The organism is Clostridium sp. 001, from assembly GCF_019056555.1.
GTDB lineage: Bacteria > Bacillota > Clostridia > Clostridiales > Clostridiaceae > Clostridium_B > Clostridium_B ragsdalei.
Genome location: NZ_CP020473.1, coordinates 861213 through 882839 on the forward strand (window position 1 = coordinate 861213; position 21627 = coordinate 882839).

18 protein-coding genes are annotated in these 21627 nt (G+C 31.0%); 2 read left to right on the top strand and 16 right to left on the bottom strand.

Annotated features, from left to right (window positions below; translation table 11 throughout):
• Window positions 1-507: 507 nt before the first annotated feature.
• Both B5S50_RS03860 and B5S50_RS03865 read left to right on the top strand, forming a co-directional pair.
• The gene (locus tag B5S50_RS03860; protein ID WP_217303160.1) at window positions 508-1161 is read left to right on the top strand and encodes a TetR/AcrR family transcriptional regulator; all 654 of its coding nucleotides are present in this window, start codon (window positions 508-510) and stop codon (window positions 1159-1161) included.
• A gap of 400 nt (window positions 1162-1561) precedes the next feature.
• Window positions 1562-2608 carry a permease gene (locus B5S50_RS03865; protein WP_013239430.1) on the top strand — a complete coding sequence of 349 codons (1047 nt, stop codon included), beginning with the start codon at window positions 1562-1564 and terminating at the stop codon, window positions 2606-2608.
• Window positions 2609-2722: 114 nt separating this feature from the next.
• On the opposite strand, the gene B5S50_RS03870 is transcribed toward B5S50_RS03865, so the two are convergent.
• From B5S50_RS03870 to B5S50_RS03945, 16 genes are all read right to left on the bottom strand, one after another.
• Window positions 2723-2845: an ATP-binding protein gene (locus B5S50_RS03870; protein WP_341467302.1), complete on the bottom strand. Its 123-nt coding sequence runs from the start codon at window positions 2843-2845 to the stop codon at window positions 2723-2725.
• Window positions 2846-3291: 446 nt separating this feature from the next.
• A complete protein-coding gene (locus B5S50_RS03875; protein ID WP_063602321.1) occupies window positions 3292-3795 on the bottom strand; it encodes a hypothetical protein in 504 nt (167 codons plus the stop codon).
• Between the two features lie 118 nt (window positions 3796-3913).
• Window positions 3914-4837, bottom strand: coding sequence for a DUF1177 domain-containing protein (locus B5S50_RS03880; RefSeq protein ID WP_013239433.1), 924 nt, complete (start codon window positions 4835-4837; stop codon window positions 3914-3916).
• A gap of 20 nt (window positions 4838-4857) precedes the next feature.
• Window positions 4858-6408 (bottom strand): hydantoinase/oxoprolinase N-terminal domain-containing protein, encoded by a 1551-nt coding sequence (locus B5S50_RS03885; RefSeq protein ID WP_217303161.1) that lies wholly within the window; start codon window positions 6406-6408, stop codon window positions 4858-4860.
• A gap of 1 nt (window position 6409) precedes the next feature.
• Complete coding sequence (locus B5S50_RS03890; RefSeq protein ID WP_063602318.1) at window positions 6410-7510, bottom strand: DUF917 domain-containing protein; 1101 nt, start codon at window positions 7508-7510, stop codon at window positions 6410-6412.
• A 4-nt stretch (window positions 7511-7514) separates the two neighbouring features.
• Entirely contained in the window at window positions 7515-7799 is a 285-nt protein-coding gene (locus tag B5S50_RS03895) for a DUF6092 family protein (protein ID WP_063602317.1), read from the bottom strand.
• A complete protein-coding gene (locus tag B5S50_RS03900) occupies window positions 7792-8334 on the bottom strand; it encodes a nitroreductase family protein (protein ID WP_013239437.1) in 543 nt (180 codons plus the stop codon). Before B5S50_RS03900 ends, B5S50_RS03895 begins: the two co-directional genes overlap by 8 nt.
• A 107-nt stretch (window positions 8335-8441) precedes the next feature.
• A complete protein-coding gene (locus tag B5S50_RS03905; protein ID WP_063602316.1) occupies window positions 8442-9764 on the bottom strand; it encodes a cytosine permease in 1323 nt (440 codons plus the stop codon).
• 22 nt (window positions 9765-9786) lie between these two features.
• On the bottom strand, window positions 9787-10608 hold the full coding sequence (locus B5S50_RS03910; RefSeq protein ID WP_063602315.1) for a nitrilase-related carbon-nitrogen hydrolase: 822 nt from the start codon (window positions 10606-10608) through the stop codon (window positions 9787-9789).
• A gap of 212 nt (window positions 10609-10820) precedes the next feature.
• Window positions 10821-12464 (bottom strand): PucR family transcriptional regulator, encoded by a 1644-nt coding sequence (locus B5S50_RS03915; protein ID WP_217303162.1) that lies wholly within the window; start codon window positions 12462-12464, stop codon window positions 10821-10823.
• Window positions 12465-13064: 600 nt separating this feature from the next.
• Window positions 13065-13670 carry a lactate utilization protein gene (locus B5S50_RS03920; RefSeq protein ID WP_217303163.1) on the bottom strand — a complete coding sequence of 202 codons (606 nt, stop codon included), beginning with the start codon at window positions 13668-13670 and terminating at the stop codon, window positions 13065-13067.
• 307 nt (window positions 13671-13977) lie between these two features.
• Window positions 13978-15063 (bottom strand): Ig-like domain-containing protein, encoded by a 1086-nt coding sequence (locus tag B5S50_RS03925; RefSeq protein WP_217303164.1) that lies wholly within the window; start codon window positions 15061-15063, stop codon window positions 13978-13980.
• 222 nt (window positions 15064-15285) lie between these two features.
• Window positions 15286-16740, bottom strand: a complete 1455-nt coding sequence (locus B5S50_RS03930) for a basic amino acid/polyamine antiporter (protein WP_254306701.1) — start codon at window positions 16738-16740, stop codon at window positions 15286-15288.
• Window positions 16741-17097: 357 nt separating this feature from the next.
• A complete protein-coding gene (gene arcC / locus B5S50_RS03935; RefSeq protein WP_063602359.1) occupies window positions 17098-18048 on the bottom strand; it encodes a carbamate kinase in 951 nt (316 codons plus the stop codon).
• A 20-nt stretch (window positions 18049-18068) separates the two neighbouring features.
• Window positions 18069-19067: an ornithine carbamoyltransferase gene (gene argF / locus B5S50_RS03940; protein ID WP_217303165.1), complete on the bottom strand. Its 999-nt coding sequence runs from the start codon at window positions 19065-19067 to the stop codon at window positions 18069-18071.
• 521 nt (window positions 19068-19588) lie between these two features.
• Complete coding sequence (locus B5S50_RS03945) at window positions 19589-21583, bottom strand: methyl-accepting chemotaxis protein (RefSeq protein WP_217303166.1); 1995 nt, start codon at window positions 21581-21583, stop codon at window positions 19589-19591.
• Window positions 21584-21627: the final 44 nt, after the last annotated feature.

The following is a 21627-nucleotide window of genomic DNA, read 5'->3' on the forward strand; positions in this document are numbered from 1 at the left end:
CGCTATTTGTTTTAATTTTAACACTGTCATGATTATGTTTCAATCACATTTATAATATAATCGCGATTGAATTTTCTGATAGATTGTATTTGTTATTTTTATAACAGGTTTTATATTTAACAAAAACTGTTATATATTGGTAAAAAATTGTGGACCACACACAAAAATGTCCCACTTATTCCAATTTTCTTGTTCACAACAAGCTTCTAACCATTAAATGTTCAAATGCTAATAAATACAGTAAATAAGCCATTTAGGACATTATCATATCTAATAGTTCATCCATTATAAACAAGTTTTCTCAGAATAACCGTGACATTTGGAAACGCAACTGTCTGGAATACATTGGATAATTAATTACATACCTTGATTAAGTTAGTCTATTGTAAACTCTAGTATTTCATGGTATAATGAATAATTGTAAAATTGCAATTAAAAATTAATTGCAATTATTTTTTGATCTAACTACTTAAATAGAAACTAATATTTTAAACATTGGAGATAAATATGGTTAAAAAAACAATTAAAAAACACAGAAATATGAGTTATTTTATTGATGCTGCTTCTAAAATTATGGATGAAGAAGGAGTACAATCTATAACAATAAGGAAAGTAGCTGATATGGCAGGATACAATAGTGCTACCTTATATAACTACTTTGAAAATTTAGATGAACTTATTCTTTACGCTTCTATAAGACATTTAAGAGAATATACTTTTAGTCTTTCTCAATATATTAACGCTCTTCATAATAACATTGATAAGTATTATGAAATTTGGAAATATTTTTGTAAGTATTCTTTTTCAAATCCAGAGATATATAATAATATTTTTTTTGTGAAGCACAGCAATTCTATCTCAAATATTATTGAAGAATACTACTCAATTTTTCCTGAAGAATTGGGAGATCATTCCGAGAATTTGCTTCCTATGCTTTTAAAGAGCAATTTATATGAGAGAAACCTAGCTCTTCTAAAAATAATAGCAGATAATGGATATTTAAAACCAGAATGCCTAAATGATCTTAATCAAATGACCATACTCTTGTATCAAGGTATGCTTAATAAAATATTGAATGATGAGCAAACCTCTAGTGTTGAAGAGTGCTCAGAAACAATGTTAAGGTATATTAAACAACTAACTACTTCTTTTATAAATTAATTTAAGTCGATCTAACAATAAAAAGAACATCCCTAGGTTTGTGTAAACTAAAATAGATATGATAAAAATTACTATATGACTGAGAGCTGAATTTTAAATGCAATGAAATGTTTTATATAAAAGAGTAAGTACCATATTGTATTTGCTCTTTTATTTTGTCATGTTTTAATATAGAACATATTTTTAAAATATTGTATGTAAGTGTTTTATTAATACATTTTACTTATAGATAAATTTTATTTATTTTAAGATCTAATAATACTTCTACTATAATAAAAGCTGTGATAACATAAAAAAGAAAAATGGAATAAGACATGCATTTTGCATATTGGGAGGATTATTTTGGAGAAAAATTAAGTATTTTTAAATATAAAAATAAAACTGGGGGGTTTACACAAAAATGGAAACGAAAAAACAAAATTATAACACAGTACTAATTTTAATTTTTGCAATTGTAACAATTGTAGGGTTATTTTATGTGAAATGGAGTCCTTATTATTCTAAGGCATTTGTAGCAGCTTCAAAACATTCTATTGGAGCTTCTATACTTACAGGAAAGTCTAATGCTTCACCAGCTCCTTCATTGGCCGCATCTTTAGGATATATGTCTGCATATTTTAAAGCTGTATGGAAGGCCGTAATATTAGGTTTATTACTAGGTTCATTGGTACAGGTAGCAATACCTAGAAATTGGATAAGAAAGTTTATAGGAAGTAATTCACTTAAAAGTACAGTAGCAGCTGGAACTACTGCTCTCCCAGGAATGATGTGTACATGCTGTGCTGCACCAGTTACAGTAGGTCTTAGAAAATCTTCAGCATCAGTTAATGCTGCACTAGCTTTTTTCCTAGGAAATCCGACTCTTAATCCAGCAACTATTATATTTATGGGATTTGTTTTAGGATGGAACTTTGCAATATTTAGAATAGTTATTGGACTTATTTTAGTTTTAGGTATTTCATCCTTAGCAGTTAAATTTTCAAAAAATGAAAACACTAATAATGATATAGAATTACCTGGGCTACAAGAAGAAAAAGAAGATGGAAATTTATTTAACCGTTGGCTAAAAGCTCTTTTTCAATTAACCATAGATACTATTCCTGCTTATTTAATTGTTGTTGCAATATTAGGAGCAGTAAGAGCATGGATATTCCCAGCTGTTACTCCAGCATGGGGAAATAGTATAATTGCTATAATTGGACTTGCAATTGCTGGTACTTTATTTGTTATTCCAACAGCAGGAGAAGTACCAATAATTCAGACATTAATGGCTTTTGGACTTGGAACAGGTCCTGCCGCAGCATTACTTATAACTTTACCATCAGTTAGTATTGTATCCTTATTATTAGTAAAAAGAGCTTTTTCAACTCGTGTACTTGTGTTTGTAGGATGCTCTGTAGCAGTAATTGGTATTATAAGTGGTTTTATAGGTATGGCAGTTCTTTAGTGTGAATTTTATATAAATATCAACTTAACTACCACCTGCTTGAAGCAGGTGGTTTTTGTCTAACGGCTGCACATCAAACTTACTTTTGTTTTGACTGTCTTTATCAAAGAGAAACTATATAAAAGCATCAAATATAGTAGTCTTTCCCGTTACATTATCTCCATAGATATTAGTCAGTTTTGAAAAATTCACCGTAAGTTCTTTTATACATTTAAAATTTTTAAAATAATACGGCATTTCAGTAAATATTCACTTTTCAATTGTTATCTTCAATATGAAAAATGTGAATTATATTCATTTTATTCTGTCATATAAATTGAAATTTGACTTAATATTCATTCAGATAGTTTTGCAATAAATCTGCTAACTTTCCAATGTCTATTCCGTCAACAAAAAAAATGATGAACCTGTAAAATATTCTTTTTGATTTATAGCTGCCTTAGTAGCTGGGATTACATATTCCTCTAATGTGTCTTTCAGCTCTACATTAACGACTTTGAATAATTCAGTGTCTTTATTAAAATCAGTGAACTATATTATCTATTTATATTAGAACATGTGTTTGGCAATATGATATTAAATAATATAAAACCATTCATCAAATAGGCAATTTTATGTTACATAAAGAAGATTCTAATCAATTAAATAAGCTCACCTCTATATATCTTTTTTATAAATTTTGTTTATGATAAAAATCTTTGAATTTTAGCTGTTTTCCGATCAACTTTAGAATTAAGTCCTGTTTCGTCTTTAATTAAAGTAAAAACAAAGGTCCCTACCGTTCTCATCATTGGAATAAACTTTCCTTTAAATTCAGGAAGCATTCCTTTGATTGCAACATAAGCACTAGAGCATGCTAATATTGCAATTGTATCAATATCATTCAACTCTTTCCATATGCTCTCTCTTTCCGTATCGAACATTTCACATGGAAATGCAACACTTATATTATTAACATTTATGTTCATAGTTTCTAATATTTTATTCCATTTATCTCTTATCCTATGTACTGCTATAGCACTGTGTACCATATCTTTATTTTGATCTAAGCTTCTGCAAGGCAGATCATCAGAATAAGAGAGACTTTCACAAGCACATCCAGGACAAGTAATTACTAAAACATTCTTTGACCCTTGAAACATATTTTTAATTCTTTGTTCATCTAACATTTCACTATATAAACCCATAATTACCTCCGAAAAATACAATAGCTATTTTACATAATCCTATAAAATAGCTATAATACACACTTCTATAATAGCAACCAGTTTCAATATTATTATATTTCTGATAATTATTTTTATCTTACTTTTGAAACTTGGTCATACTGCCATAAATTTCATTCAATTTTTTAAATTCATCCTCATCGTAAAAACTGCAATTATTTTTTCCAAAAGCCTTAGCTACTTCTATTGCAAAGCCTGCTGCCAGTGATATGTCTTCTATGTGACTTGCACCCGTGTCACACCCTGCAACTAGCGATTCTGTAGTTATGGCTACCCCAACAACCGGTGAGCTTGTCGCAGTAGATGGCTGTAATATACTATTGATATGAGAAATTCCATTTCCATAAGGAGTAATATCCTGCATAGCTATTGGAAATGTAACTCCCTTTTCTCCACTAGTTTTTTCTAGTATTTCGAGTAAATCATAGGATAGCTTAAGTATATATCCTTCTTTAACCGTAGGAGATATTGCCACTCCTTTATGGTTAACAATCTTATTTCCTTTTGTAGTATCAATAGATAGTATAGCATCCATTTTTGATTCAACTTCATTTTCATTCATAGTATACATATTAACCGGTGAATTCATAAATGGAGCAGGATTATGCTCCAAGGTAGGAGCATTAGGGCAAATATGAGTAGATATTATTACATCACCATTTAATTTATCCCCTTTATCGCTCATAATTCCAAGCTTGTAAGCTGCAGTAAGTGCTGCTACCGCTCCATCTCCATCAGACACCATTCCAATGACATCTGGTCTTGCTCCAATACCTCCAAGCCTTCCAACAACACCCAGAGTAGGCGCATATCCACCTTGAGATTTTCCATTGATTCCAGGAATCTTTATTTTTACAAAATCAGTATAACCTTTATCACCAGATATTCTCGTGCTATTAATATCCTTTACACCATTTTTTGTGAAAAAATCCACAACTTTTTCTCCATCTATCTTCGGATCATCCAATAATTCATATATATCAATGGCTTGCTTTAATATCATATTTATTCCTCCAAGTATAGTTATTTTAAGAGATTTCCTGCAGCCTTCACTCTTATCCTTGTTGCATTTCCTGGAATATACGCAAGTGGTACATCGTCAATATCTACAATTTCTATGGATGAAGGATCAGCTCCTGCTTTAATTGCCTGTTCAATAGCCATATTTTTGGCTTCTTCGATAGCTTCGTCTCGTCCAATCTTATCCAACATAAATATTTTTTCAACCTGACCACTTATTTGGGATATTGCTGCACCAATAGCATTTGCTACATCAAAGTAATCGGGTCTTATGACTTCTGATGCCCCTGCCAATTTGTCTGGAAGAAGCACACTTCCCCCACCTACCAATACAACTTTCATATCATTTGCATTTGTCTTTATTCTATCAATTGCCCCTTCTGCCATATCTATTATTTTTTCATATACTTCTTTTGCCATTTCTGAGTCAACTTCTTTTACTTTTTCGTTATCACCTATTTTAGCTATACCAAGTGAGGTTACTATATCCGAAGTAGTAAGCGTATCTCCTCCAAAACACAGTGACTTTTCTATAAGTTTATATCCAACACTATCCGGTCCAATTGAAACTTTATTGTCAGCTTTTCGTATAACAGTTCCTCCTCCAAGTCCTATAGATACAAGATCTGGCATACGGAAATTTGTCCTTACTCCTCCTATTTCAACTGCAGTAGAAGACTCTCTCGGAAATCCATTTATAAGTACACCAATATCCGTAGTTGTACCTCCTACATCTACAACAAGTGCATTTTTTTGTTTTGCAAGGTAAGAAGCTCCTCTAAGACTATTAGTTGGTCCGCAGGCAATAGTAAGTATAGGATATTTCATTGCATAATCCACAGACATAAGTGTGCCATCATTTTGTCCAATATAAACTTGACAATTTATATTTTCATTTTTAAGCGCTTTTATAAAACCTTTAACAGTAGTTTCTGCAACATCTACCAGAGATGCATTTAATATGTTTGCATTTTCACGTTCCAGAAAACCTATACTTCCAATTTCGGACGATAAAGATACTGGTACATTTGGCATCTCCTCTTTAAAAATTTCTGCAGCCTTGATCTCATGTTCATTTGATACAGGTGAAAATACAGATGTAACTTCTATAGAATTGACTTTTTCCTTTATTTCTTTTGCTATTTTTCTCAAATATTCTTCATCAAGTGTTGAAATTTCACTTCCATCAAATTCAAATCCACCTTTAACCATATACCTAAAATCACCTATTGCTTCTTTAAGGTCTTCAGGCCATCCTGTCATTGGCTTTATTGCTGTGGTAGCAGGAAGCCCAATCCTTATAACACCAACTTTGTTTAACCTTTTACGTTCAACAATTGCATTAGTACAGTGTGTAGTTCCAAGCATAGCGTATTTTATATCTTCCCTTGGTACATTGCTTATTCTTAAAACTTCCAAAAGTGCCCTGTATATTCCCGAACTTACATCTAAAGTAGTTGGAGTTTTTATTTTTGCTACAGGGGTTAAACTTTCATCAAGAATTACTGCATCTGTGTTGGTCCCACCAACATCTATACCAATCCTATATTTCATTTTAAAATTCCCCCATTCTGCTTTTAATTCTTTGTTCAATAGGAACATAATTTACATCGTAACCAAAATATCTTGGTCCTACAGTCTTAATTCCCGCTTCAGTTCTCCATTTTTCATCACAAGGTATACAGATTACCACTCCTCTGTTTCCATATCTAAGTGTTTCCGTTGTTATGGCATGTCCCGTTTCAATATCAAGTACCACAATGAGATCTGGCACTGTAGCTAGTACTTTTCCATCATCAGTTTGTGCCATTAAATTTTCATTTTGGAATTCAATTTTAATTGATTTTCCCTTATATTCGTCAATACCCATCATTTTACTTTCTCCACGTACAAACCCACCATCTGTTTTTCTCAATATATCACATATCTTGCCTTTAAATAATTCAAATCCTCCACTTGCCTTGAGTACTGCATCAACAGGATTTGTATTATTACTTTTTGCTATTCTTATCGCACGTCCAACTTTTTCAGTTGTGCTTATAATTCCTTTAATTGAAGTTTCTTTGACTTGAGACCCTGTCATAGCATAACTTGCCAGCATCGTTGAGCCGCCCGATACTACAGTTACAGCCCTAGCTAAAGTTTCAGTCCACTTATTGTTTATAGTATTAAACATAGTAGCATTTCCCTTTTCGTCACATAATATCATTGGTGTTGATTTTACTCCACCAAGGCTGAAAGTTACCATTTGAAGTTCTGGAAAAGCTCTTCCCATTCCATCTGCATCTACAACAGGTATTCCTAGTGTTGCCGCCACTGCAAAAGGTATCATTGAATTAAGCCCCCCTGCTTCAATTGGAATTGTAGCAGAAATTTCTTTTCCAATATAATTTTTTAAAAGTGAAAAAGCACTTAAGGCTTCTTTACCGTTAGGTATTTTTTCAATTAAAATAGTCGGTGCTCCCATCATGGAACTAGGTACAACAATTGCATCCTCTGGTACTTCATCCACATCAAGTAGTGTAACTTCTCCATAAGTTTTTATGGCATCAATAGCCATAAGTTTGCCAACGTATGGATCTCCACCACCGCCTGTACCATATACTGCAGCTCCAACTGCTATATCCTCAATTTCTTTAACACCTATTTTCCTCATAGCCTTACTTCCCTTCATTTACTATTAATTGTACTAATTTATCTGATACACTATTAAGCATCTTTTCAAATGCTGCATCATCACTCATGCATAGAGATTTTTCCTCATTTATTATATTGGCTATCTTATTTAAATTTTCATCTTCAACAAGATTCAGCTCATTAAACAGTTCAATTATTTTTTGAGTTGTATCAATAAGTCTAAGCGAACCGTATATTTTAGGTTCATTTAGGCATCCAACTGCACTTGAAACAATATAAGCAAGCAACTCAATCAATTTTTCATTCATATGTTTTTTCCTCCCAGTCGTTATAGAAAAGAACATCCTCTAACTTTCTTTTAGGAGGCGATTTAGTCTCATTTTTAGGGTATCCAAGAGTTATTATTAAATCTGGCGATACATATTCAGGGAGCTTTAATATTTTTCTAACTGCCTGAGCATTAAAAGACTTTACAGGGCAAGTTCCTAAGCCTCTTTCTGCGGCCAGAAGCATAATATTTTCTGATGCCATAGAAATGTCCATTATTGCCAGTTCATCTCTTCCCAATTTACCTCCTTTATCATATGCTAATTTTCGATTAGAACAAACTACAATTATGCAGGATGGCTTCCCACCCAATCCCGGACTAAAAGGGAAAATTTTATTCAATTGTTTTTGATCATCTATAATTCCAAACAACCATGGCTGAATATTGCTGCCAGAGGGAGCTGTAACAGCTCCTTTAAGCAATTCCATAACCTCAGATTTTGTAACTGGTTCTTCAGAAAACCTTCTAATACTTCTTCTCTTTTTCATAACGTCTAATAATACACTATCTGACATATTCTTTCCTCCCTGGTATTTTCCAACGGGTCTTCTCTACCTATCAAGCCATATATTGTAATTTCAAATAATATTTTAACAATTTCATTTACTAGCAATAATTATTGTTATATATCCACAGTTCTCTTAAATTCAATTTTTTCACTTTTAGTTACAGCTTTATATAGCATAGACACTAAGTAGTAAATAATTGCACCAGCAAGCAGAGACATTATAGCAGGTATTCCTATATTTATGAATTTTCCAATAATTGATGCAATAATCCATGCTGCTATTGCAATAGGATTTATAATTTCACAGCTCTCCGGAAGATTTTCATCATGCCTTGTTGCTTCAAGTAATTTTCTATCTCTCTTTAATATATAGTAATCAACAAAAATAATACCTGCAACAGGAGGTAATGTAACTCCAAGTAAAGTTAAGAAACTCTGAAAATAATTTATAATACCTAACATAGATAAGATTGTACTAAATATTCCTATTCCCCAGGTAGCAGCAGCCCTATTCAATTTTATATTAAATATAGCATCTATCATGTTAGTTATACCAAGGCTTGCTGAATATAAATTTATATCATTTATCTTAAGTGTAGAAAATATTACAATACCTGCACCAAGCCATCCTGTTATAGATAGCATTATGCTTACAATATCACTTGTCCTAACTGCAAGAGCCATTAAAACACCAAGTAAATTTATAGTTAATTCACCAACAAATGTACTTACAACAGTAGCCGCAAAAACATCTTTAGGTCCTTTCATATAACGACTTAAATCAGGAGTTATTATTGCACCTGTTATAAATCCTCCTGCAACCATAGTTGTTGCCGCACCCATAGAAAGAATTTTTCCTGCAGGTTGTGCAGTCATTATAAGATTTCCTATATCATGTCCCGATAACAATTTAAATCCAGCATATACCATAGTGCACAAGAAAAGTGGTAAAGTAACATCCGCTGTAAGACTCAATACCTTATATCCGTAAACTACTATGATTGTAACTACAAGACCTGTAATAGCAGACCAAATTTGCATATTAAAAATTCCAGTTGCTTTATATATACCCTCTGCAAAAACGGAATTTTGTATTCCAAACCACCCCATCAGAGATATTGCTATAATTCCCCCTATTATTGATGAACCAGCTTTCCCAAATCCAGACCATCTTGAAAGAAGACTTGTAGAAAGCCCTTCTTTAGCAGCAGCTGCACCTATGGCGAAACTTACCGCCTGGAGGATAACGCTTCCAAATATTGTAGCCCAGAAAGCACCCCAAAATGTCATTCCATAACCAAGAGCAGCTCCAAGCATAACTTGTGAAACACATGCCAAACAACCAAGTCTTATTATAAGTACTTCCCACATAGGTCTTCTTACATTACTAGGCACTCTACTTAATGCATAATCGTCTCCTGCTTTTTCTTTTGACATTTAAATCACCCCTCAATTTTCATTAGTATTCTTCAACAATTTTTTTATATATAATTGGATTTCTGTCTCTCAAGTATGGTATTTCACTTCTAAACTTACTTATATCCTCAAGATTAATTTCCACAACATCAACTTCTTCCAAATCTTTTGGCAGTTCTTTTATAATTGAGCTGTTTGGTGCACATATCTTACTCTTTCCAAATAAATGTAAATTTCCTTCTATTCCAACCCTGTTTACACCTATAGTAAAAAGTACATTTTCAAGAGCTCTCTGGGCAAGATTCAAATCCCACATATATTCATCCTGTATTCTCCATGCTGCAGGAATAAATATCATATCTGCTCCTTCAAGTGCCAGTGTTCTACATGCTTCAGGAAATCCAGCATCATAACATATGATAATTCCTATTTTCCCTAATTTAGTGTTAAAAACTTTATACTCTGCTCCTTCTCTGTAGTAAAGTTTTTCTGCAGCACAAAGATGAGTCTTTGCATAACTTCCAAGAATATTACCTTCATTATCAAATAACGCAGCCGAATTATATAGCACACCTTTTATTCCTCTTTTTTCTGCAAAAGGGGCAATTACAAAAACATTATATTTTTTTGCAGCCTCAGACATATTTTTTACTATAAAATCATAATAATTTTCTCCCAAAATGTTCGTTTGATTCTTCAAAATATCAAGATTATATCCAGTAGCAAAAAGTTCAGGTAAACATACTATATGAGCCTTTTTATAACTTGCCTGTTTTATAAAACTTACAGCTCTCTTTACATTTTCCTCTACATTTCCAAGCTTTGAATTCATTTGAACCAACCCTACATTGACAGTTTTACTCATTTAATCACCTCCTAATTTTTTTGATCTATTTATTGTTTAGATGATATCAAAAACTTTCAGTAATTAATATAAGCACTTTCATAAAAAAAGCCATAGTTTTTTATGATAATTCATAAAAACTGTGGCTTTTTTTAATTTATGTTAAATAATGTGTAATGTTTTTTTATAATTTATTAATTTGATTATACCATAAAACGCAATTACTTGAATTTCTAATTTGATTTTTGAACCTCGTAAATTATTATGCCCATGTATAACATAAAAATTCCTTCGGACGTGTTTAAGGAATACCCAGTAATTTCTTTAATTTTATTCAACCTATATCTTAATGTTTCAGCATGAATAAACAATTTATCCGAAGTATATTTTTTATTCATATTGCAAATTAGATACATTTTTAATGTCTCTAATAGCATAGCATTATGTTTAGAATCATAGTCCTCTAATTTTGAGATTACGCTATCATAAGAATTGTACAATTCTTTATTATCTTCAAGTAATCCAATAATTTTTGCAAACCTCAGCGAATCATTTTTAGCAATTAAATTATTAGTGGGAAATATCGCAGATATCATACTCTCATAATACATATTTTTAATATATATAAAATCAGTATATTTATCTGAAGTTCCATAGGATATAATAATTTCATCTTTCCAGCTCTTGCATAAAATTTCCACCTTTTTCTTTATGTTATGTAAAATATCGTCTCTTAGTGGGAAAAGTACAAAAACATTATTGTTCTTCTCTGTAATTAAGAAACCATTCTTGTCCAGTATACGTATTAAAATAATGTCATAAAATTGTTTTTTATACTCGTTAATCTTATTTTTTATTGAATCATTATATAAAAAGTGAAAACATATTCCAACAAATTTATCTTTATCTGTCCATTGAAAAATTTCACGTATATTTAAAAAGAAACTTTTACTCAGATTATCCTTATTCATTATAATTTCAGTAACCATTTTTTTAATTTTTAAATTGTTAAAATGATCTCCTACATTATTTACCATTTTCGAAGATATAATCCAGCATCCATAATTAATCGTCTTCCTCAAAACTTTATCCTCCGGATTATCTCCTATCCTTATAAAATAGCCTAACGTTTTATCTCTATTTTTTATTTCATGCTTATTTATATATACATTATCTATCTGAATTTGTTTATTACTATTTACCTCATAAAATTTACTTACATTATCTATGATTTTTCCTATTATTAATTCATGCTGTGAGCTATTTACACTTTTTGATATAAGATTATACACACAATCAAATATTAAAACACTTGAATCAGTAAGCATTGCTATAAATTCTACAATTTGCTGTGTATTTTCACCATTTATAATTATATTGTTAAATTTTTCAAGAATGGACTTTTGTTCTAAAAGATATTTGTTCTTCTTATAAAAAAGTGCCTCATAAAATTGCGATACTGCATCTGTATATATTAATTCAAATGGTAAAAGAATAAGGGGCAGTGAATATTTACAAGATTGTTCAATCATTTTTTCCGGTATTATCTTTAAATATCTATTTCTCTTTATTCCAAATGCTGATACTCCTTTTTGATGAAGCCTATATATAATATCATCATATTTTTCTTTATTATCCTTAAATGCATAACCAGAGCTTACCAAAAATTCTCCCCCTCTTAGCCAATCAACACCATCAGGAGTTTCAAGTATAGTTAAATCCTTACACTGTTTACTTATTCCACTTTCACCTGAAATTAATTTACATCCTTTAAAAATAGGTATCTTAAGTACATCACTTACAGGTAAACTACTAGTCCCATATTCTATTTTTGTTTTTTGTATCTGTTCATTAAATAAATTCATGTGCTTATTCAAATTTTCATCTCCAATATGGATATTTTCTGATTTTTTAATATAATGCAATATAACTACACTTTAAAATTCAAGTCACTTTTTTATAGTATACCCAATTTACTATCAATTGTCCAAATATATTTAATGATGAATTGTGTCAATTTACTTATAGATTAAAAAATCATAGACTTTCCTATGTTTTGACTTAAGCTCCTCTAAAAATTCTAAGCATACTACTTAAATATGTTTTTTTACCAATATTCAATACCTCTATTATTAAATTTTTCTAGACAATTTGGTTATACTATAGATCCCTGATGTAATCAATCTTTTACCTTATCATTGATTTTTTTGTAGACATTGGCATCCTATCCTTTCTATAAAAAATCCCCACCTCTGCAGGTGGAGAAAATACCTTAATTTAGAGAATGTAATATCTGCTACATATGCAGCACAATTTAAAAAGCTTCTTCACTAGTATCAATAGCTTACACCCATGCAATCAAAGCCATGCTTATAATCCATTAATTATTTTCAAAAGTATTGGCTACCTCTTTTAAGTAAAATGCGAGCTAACTAAACGATAAATTAAAATTTAAAAATTCATTCATATATTTTTATCTAATATCCAAGCTTTTCATGAATTAAAACAACTTCATATTTACATCCTGTAGGTTTTCGACATAATACAGAAAAATTTCTACATATTCTCTGTGGGCTTTTACAGTCGTAACATTTATCTCCCTTTACCGCACATGGGGTTTTTACTCCTAAACGTTTTGCATTAAGAGGTGCTGCTATATTTCTTGCTCTATCTAAAGCGTCCTCATAATTTGAAGCTATTTTATTTTCACCAATAATTAAATAAACTTTATCATGTCCAAAACTGATTGCAGATACACGATTTCCAGTATTATCAATATTAATGATTTCTCCTGTTTCGGCAATTCCATTTACTGATGAGATATAAATATCCGCAAGGTTTGCTTTCTTTCTTATCTCCATAGCACTCATGTTTTCAGGTAATCGCATATGCCAGTACACCTCATTATGAGATGCTAGGGCATCATATAATTTCATTTCCTCTACTGTAACTGAGCCTCCTATTCCAATAGTTCTATCGCTCATTTGATTAGACAAATACTTTGTTGCTTCATATGCATGACTAAATTCACTTACATTGTACCCTAAGCATTCGAGGCTATTTTTAAGTTTTGTAAATTCCATAACTATGTCGCTCCTATTCATACTAAAATATTCTTGTACCTCTCATAAACAAATACCTATTTATCTATTAGTTAAATAGATATCATTACATCGCAATATTTTACGATTGTGATTTAATTGACATAAAAATTGTACCACACTTTTTCATATGCTTTCACAGGTATATAAAAAGTATAGGTATCTTCAACACTACATTATTCAATTATCAAATAGCATCTATACATTCAAATTTATTGATCTACAAATATAAAATCACCGCAAAATCCATTTTCTGAATAATACGGTGCTTTAGTAAACTATTTATTATTTACTTAGTTTGAGGCGGAACATCTCCTCCTTGATCTAAATAATCATATCCATTGGGGAGTACTCTAAACCTCCAATAATGCCTTCTCACAGTTTGGATACAGCCATTATGATAATATCCTTTAGTATTCCAAGTTTCAATTAATGTAATAATATATATTGGTTTATCTGATTCATCTACTTCTGTTGCAAGTTCTACTGGTATACTTTTATTTTCAACATTAACAGATGTTTTAATCTTAGTTGCTGATTGAGGAAATTGTAAATTACCAACTTTTCCTGAAATTTCACTTGGATCTGAGAACAACATAGATAAAGCATCGCTTGCATTATAATCAATTCTTGTGCACCTATGTCCATCTTTATCACTAAATTCTAAAATGACGCCATATGAACTGCTAACTCCAGGTATTTGATATATATCTCCCCCATCACTGGTTTGTCCAATTTTCTGCCCATTTATTGGTCCACATCTGACATCTACATCATATACTTGTTTATTCCACACAATTTTACAAGGAATACATGTATGACTATGGTTAGGAATTGTATCTGATTCAGGATCATACCATCCACCTGTAACACTTTTCTTCCATTCTTTTAATTGTTGCGTATCATTAGGCCTAGATGGATAGCCATAATGTGTAAGCTCTTTATCCGAAGCTATAAATGGGTTCCAATCTGTTGGGGGTAGATGGGCAAGTATATCTTCCTGACTTTGAGTCGAAAAAACTTTAGTAACCGCCTCTAAAGCTGCGCTTTCCTTCAATGACTTAACATTCTTATTTATAGTTATTTTATAAACCTGACCAGGTTTATATTGGCCTTTAGGAGTTACTGTAACTGTTTTGCAATCATTATTCAAGCTTAAAATAGTATCAATCATTTTTCCGCTAGCATCTGTTATAGTTATATTATTATATAATGTTTTATAATCGATTTTTTCATTAAACTTTATATTCCATATCTTATTAATAGATACACCATTTTGTTGTGGCAGTTCCTTAGCATAAGTACAAGTATATGCATAAAATGGCGACATCAGCATAAATAGAGATGCAATTGTAATTGTTTTTAAATTACTCATCACTAGTATACTTCCTCCTACTAAATTTAACTATATATGAAAATTATAACACACAATTCATCTTCATGCTTTCATCAATTTAATTATTATAGAATAGTTCTATTTTCGCAGATTCAATTATAAAAAGATTTTAGCATGAATAAAGGCCTACCGGCATATCAATCTGCTGGCGGCCTTTCTTTTTTCTGCCTAAAAACATTTTACCTACTTTTTATTTTTTAACTAAATCGTAATTTTCCCTGAAACTATCATATATACACTTATAACTGCAAGAATTACTAGAATTGTTACTACACCTTTTTCTACATTTGTAAAAGCAATTGTATTTCCCTCTTTTCTAGCTTTATAAAAAACTAAAATTCCACCTGAAAATAATATAGTAAGAAGAAGCATATAACTTAAGCCTGCTGCATATATAAGCCAAACTGCATATATAACTGACAATCCTGATATAACCATATCTCTAATTCTTGTATTATCACCTGCAGTATATGTCTCCTTAGTGATAGTTAATTTTAGAGCATACAATGCACTGAAAAAATATGGCACTAATACGGCAGAACTTGCAATAGCGTATAGTATCTGATACGAACTTTTAGCAAAGAAAGCCCATATTAAGAAAACTTGAGTTACTATATTTGTAACCAAAAGAGCATTTTTAGGTGCTCCATTTGCATTTTCTTCTGTAAAAAACTTTGGAAATGCTTTACCTTTGCCTGCAGAATATGACAATTCTGAACATATCAAAGTCCATCCAAGAAATGCACCTAATAATGATATTATCAAACCTATATTTACTACTATAGCACCTGATTTACCAACCATATATTCTAGAGCATATGCCATAGAAGGGCTCTTTAATCCAGCCAATTGAGCTTGTTTCATTGTACCAAGTGCCAATAATGATACTAAAACATAAATAACAAGTACTCCTAGTAATCCTATTATAGTGGCTTTACTGATATCCTTTCTTACTTTTGCTTGCTTTGAAAATACAACTGCACTTTCTATACCAATAAATGCCCACAAGGTTATAAGCATTGTACCCTTTACCTGTGTCAATACACTTCCAAGATTAGTGCTCATATTTCCCCAGAAATCCAAGGTGAATATGTTAACTTTAAACATAATTATTGATACTATTATAAATATAAATATAGGTATAAGTTTTCCAATAGTAGTTAAAACGTTTACCCATGCAGCTGTTTTTACACCTTTTAATATAAGTACATTAACACTCCATATCAATATAGATTCACCTATTAGTGCAGGTAAATTATTTCCATTTCCAAATACAGGAAAGAAATATCCTATTGTACAAAAAAGCATAACCAAATATGAAACATCACCTAACATCGAGCTAACCCAGTGTCCCCAAGCACAATTAAATCCTGTATATTCCCCGAAACCTGCTTTAGCATAGCTGTATATTCCGCAGTCCAAATCTGGTTTTCGCTGAGATAAATTTTGAAATACATAACCAAGTGTAAACATTCCAACTCCAGTAATAATCCATGCTATAATAATTGCACCTGGACTTGCTACCTTTGCCATATCTGCTGGAAAAGAAAAAGCTCCACCACCAATTATAGAACCAATTACTAATCCAATTAAAGGTACAAGTCCTAATTTTCCTTCTCCTTGGTTTTGTACACTACCTTCTATACCACTTTGCATACTAACACTCCTCCTTATAAACATCAATAATCTTTTGTGAAACTAAGTAAGCGTTAACTTTGTGACTTTCATATAAAAATTTCTACATTTGATACTTCTTTTTGAATAAAATATGCGGTAACTTTATGTCTAGAAATCCTTTTCATTTATAAAATTACTGCCAGATAAATTATATATGGCAGTAATTTTATAACCTAACATTTCCTTATCTCAACTTTACTTTATTAGTAAACTTCCTATGTTATATAGATATTTATTAATAAGATAATAAATATAATTTTGTTGGATATTCATTATACTATACAAACATTACAGCATATAATATAATTTTAATTAGATTGCATTTGTTCGTTAAAATTATACTGTTATAGTTGTACCAGTCAAGCCCATTATGGATTCTTTAGCTTTTTCAAGTGAAGTAATGACTGCTATTCTTCCTAGTTTTGATTGTACAAAAGATAATGCAGCTTTAACTTTTGGAAGCATGGAACCTGGTGCAAAATGTCCTTCCTCAATATATTTTTCAGCTTCATCTACTGTCATTTTTAAAATATTTTTCTGATTTGGTTTACCAAAATTAATTGATACTTGTTCTACTGCAGTTAAAATAACTAATTTATCTGCATTGAGCAATTCTGCAATTTTTTCTGAGGCAAAATCTTTATCAATTACTGCAGGAACTCCTTCAAGATCTCCATTTCCCTTATCAACTACAGGGATGCCGCCACCACCTACAGTGATAACAACATGTCCAGCATTAACTAGAGTTTTAATTACAGGTTCTTCGATCACAGTTTTAGGAAGTGGTGAAGGAACTACTCTCCTCCATCCTCTGTTTGCATCTTCTTTCATAACATATCCTTTTTCATCCATAAGTTTTTTCGCTTGTTCTTCTGTAAAAAATGACCCTACAGGTTTAGTTGGATTTTTGAAAGCTGGATCGTTTTCATCTACTACAACTTGAGTAATTACTGTAGCAATTTCCTTACTTAATCCTCTTTTTTTCATTTCTTCTTTTATTGCCTGCTGAAGTTGATATCCTATATATCCCTGGCTCATTGCGCCGCATTCTGGGAAAGGCATAATTGGATTTTTTTCATTTACTGCTGCAGCTGTTTCATATGCAGCAACTAACTGCCCAACCTGAGGTCCATTTCCGTGTGCTATTACTACTTCATGACCTTCTTCAATAAGGTCAACAATTGGTTTTGCCGTTTCTATACATGTTTTTAGTTGTGTTTCAGCTGATTTGTCATTAGGATTAGCCTGCAGTGCATTTCCACCTAATGCTACTACTATTTTTGACATATTTTACTTCTCCCTTCTAACTAATCTCCAAGTGTAGCAACCATAACTGCTTTTATAGTATGCATTCTGTTTTCTGCTTCATCAAATACTACTGAATGCTTTCCTTCAAATACTTCATCTGTAACTTCCATTTCATTTAAGCCAAATTTATCATGTATCTGTTTTCCCACTTTAGTTTTTAAATCATGGAAAGAAGGGAGACAATGTTCAAATATTACCTTTTCATTTCCTGTCTTCTCTATCATTTCTTTATTTATCTGATATGGCTTCAAAAGCTTTATTCTCTTTTCCCATACTTCATCAGGTTCTCCCATAGATACCCATACATCCGTATAAAGAACATCTGCGCCTTTTACACCTTCATCAATATTATCGGTTACTGTGATCTTTGCTCCTGTTTCCTTTGCTACATTTTTGCATTTAGTTAACAATTCTTCTGATGGAAATAATTCTTTAGGACTAACTATTCTAAAATCCATACCCATTTTTGATGCACCAATCATAAGTGCATTTGCTACGTTGTTTCTTCCATCTCCAGAATATACAAACACCATCTTGTTATATGGTTTATTCAAATGTTCTTTTGCAGTAAGGAAATCTGCCAATACTTGAGTAGGATGATCAGCATCTGTAAGGCCATTCCATACTGGGACTCCTGAATATTTAGCCAAATCTTCAACTGTTTCCTGTGCAAATCCTCTATATTCTATACCATCAAACATTCTTCCAAGTACTCTTGCAGTATCTGCTGCTGACTCTTTCTTTCCCATTTGGCTTCCAGTTGGTCCTAAATATGTTACATTTGCTCCTTGATCCTTTGCTCCAACTTCAAATGCACATCTTGTCCTAGTTGAATCCTTTTCAAACAATAGAACTATATTCTTTCCTTTAAGTTTTGGTTGCTCCGTTCCAGCATACTTTGCCCTCTTGAGATCTTTAGCAAGATCAAGCATAAAATTTATTTCCTTTGTTGTAAAATCCATTAGTGTTAAAAAATTTCTGTTTCTTAAATTGTACATTTAACTACCTCCTATAATGATTATGATTTATTCTAGAATGTAAGTTTCAAAATAAATCAAGATAATTCAAAAAGTTCTTAAAATAAATTTTTAAAATTTACTCTCTTCAATACAGTACTTGCATAGAATGATTTACGCATAGGAAAATGAATAGGTTAAATCATTAAAACAATATGTAAAAGGTTGTTTCTATAGAAATTACCATAACTTAATCATATTATTAAATATTTGCCTCTACTTGAACTGATGAACATATATGAATTAGATATAATAATCATATATACGAGATAATAAGTATAGAATATAGAGTTGATACTATATGACTTGTACTAGAAAAATTAAGATGATTAAGATATATTATAAGACTATAAAATGAGGAAAAGTAGATACAAATATCTACTTTTCAATAATTATTTGTGTAAAGAGAGGAGAATACATAAAATAATTTACACACCTTTTTTCCTTAATCCCTGGTGTATGTAGGATTTTTTCACGTATACCAGAAATTATTAAAAGTTTGTTTAAATTTTAAACTTAGAAATTTGAGCTTTCAATTTATTAGCACAATCACTTGCTTTAATTACTTCATCTAATACATAATCTGACCTATTATTAATTTCAAGTACTCTATCGGAAATATTTGATATTTCACTTGTACCTTCACTTGCTGACTGTGCTACATTATCTATAGTTTTTAACACATCACTAATAGATGCTAAAAGTTCCTCTGATGTAGAACTAAAATCTACTACTAAACTCTCTACAAATCTAGCATCTTTACTATATTCTTCTGATACTGTAAGCATTGATTTGTAATCCTTATTTACATCCTTCTCCATGAACTCTAAAAGACTGCTGGAACTTTGTGAGAGATTATTTACCGCTTCAATTACTTTATTGGTTATACTTTGTATTTCAGAAGCCGCATCTTTTGATTGTCCTGCAAGGTTTGTAATTTCTTCAGCTACTACTGAAAATCCATTTCCTGCTTCTCCCGCTCTTGCAGCTTCAATAGTTGCATTTAATGCCAAAAGGCCTGTTTGTTCCGTTATTTGCATGATAGTATCTGAAAGCACATTTATTTGTTTGGCTACGCTGGACTTTTTTATAGCAATTTCAAGTTCTTTTTTTGTACTTAAAAACATTTGATAGCTTTTTTCCTGAGATGCTTGTACACTTTTTTTAGTTTTATCTGCTCTTTTATTTATTCCTCCGGCCTGTAGTGCACCTGTCTGTGATTTTTCTGCTATAGACTGAGCATCACTACCTATTTCCTGTGATGTAGCTGACATTTCTTCAGCAGACGCTGTTGTCTCTTCCATACCTGCCGATAATTCTTCTGTACTTGAAGATACTTTTTTTACATCTTCATTCAAATTTGACATTTTATCTTTTATAGTGTTTACTACATTTTCTATTGTACGTGATTCTTCTAGTATAGCTCCTATTAATTCTATAAGTGAACTTTTCATTGAAATTGTAGCATTAGCAAGTTGTCCTATTTCATCTTTTCTTCCTAATAAATAATCACAGCTAGTATCAGAAGTTAAATCAAAGTTGGAAGTTTTCTTTACTAACTTTGTTACAGATATTATTGGATTTCCAATTTTACCTCCAATATATAAGGAAAGTAAGATTGAAAGCACTAACATTATAATTATTACCAAAATGAATCCTAACAATAATGAATGAAGTGGTTTTTCCAATTCATTTTTAGGTACTACAACACCAACAAGCCAATTACAACAGTTAACCTTAGAAGTAACAAAATATTTTTCTTTACCATCAAAATCCTTTAATAGAGTTATATTATTATTTAATATCTTAGCAAATTTTCCATTCATAATTTTATTAACATTTTTATTTTCATTTTTTGTAGGTTGAAAATCTTTATTGGGATGCATTATAAAATCATTTTTATTATCTAGCAGAAATGTATAACTATTATTTACAGGTTTTACTTTATCTAGCATGATTTTAATTGTATTTAATTTAAAGTCACAACTTACAACACCGATTATTTCACCATTTTTTACAATAGGTTCAGATATCGAAACTGTCATTTTTTTTGTAAGTTCATCTAAATAGGGTTCAGAATAAACTAATTTATTTTTTTGGACAGCATCTTTATACCAGTACCTTTGAGTACAATCAAAATCTTTATCAGGTATCCACCCAGTTCCATCTAAATATCTTCTGTCTTTAAACCCTAGATATATTCCCCCTGTATTAGGATTGTCTTTTGTTTTTTCTTGCAGGTATGTTAAAATTTTTTTATTATCATTTGTGTCCATTTGCTGAATACAATCTCCAATTTCTTTGATTACTTTTCCCTGTTCGCCAATCCATTCGTTAGTTATTTCAGAATATTTATCTGATTCTGCGATAATTTTGCTTTTGGATTCCTTCATTATTAAATCATAAGAAATAAAATAACTTACTGAAGCTAATATTATTAAACTTAATATGCATAGAGATGAAATAACTAATATTATATTGTATTTGATACTTCTCATAAATTGCACTCCTCGTATAATAAGTTTATAACTAGTTAAAGAAC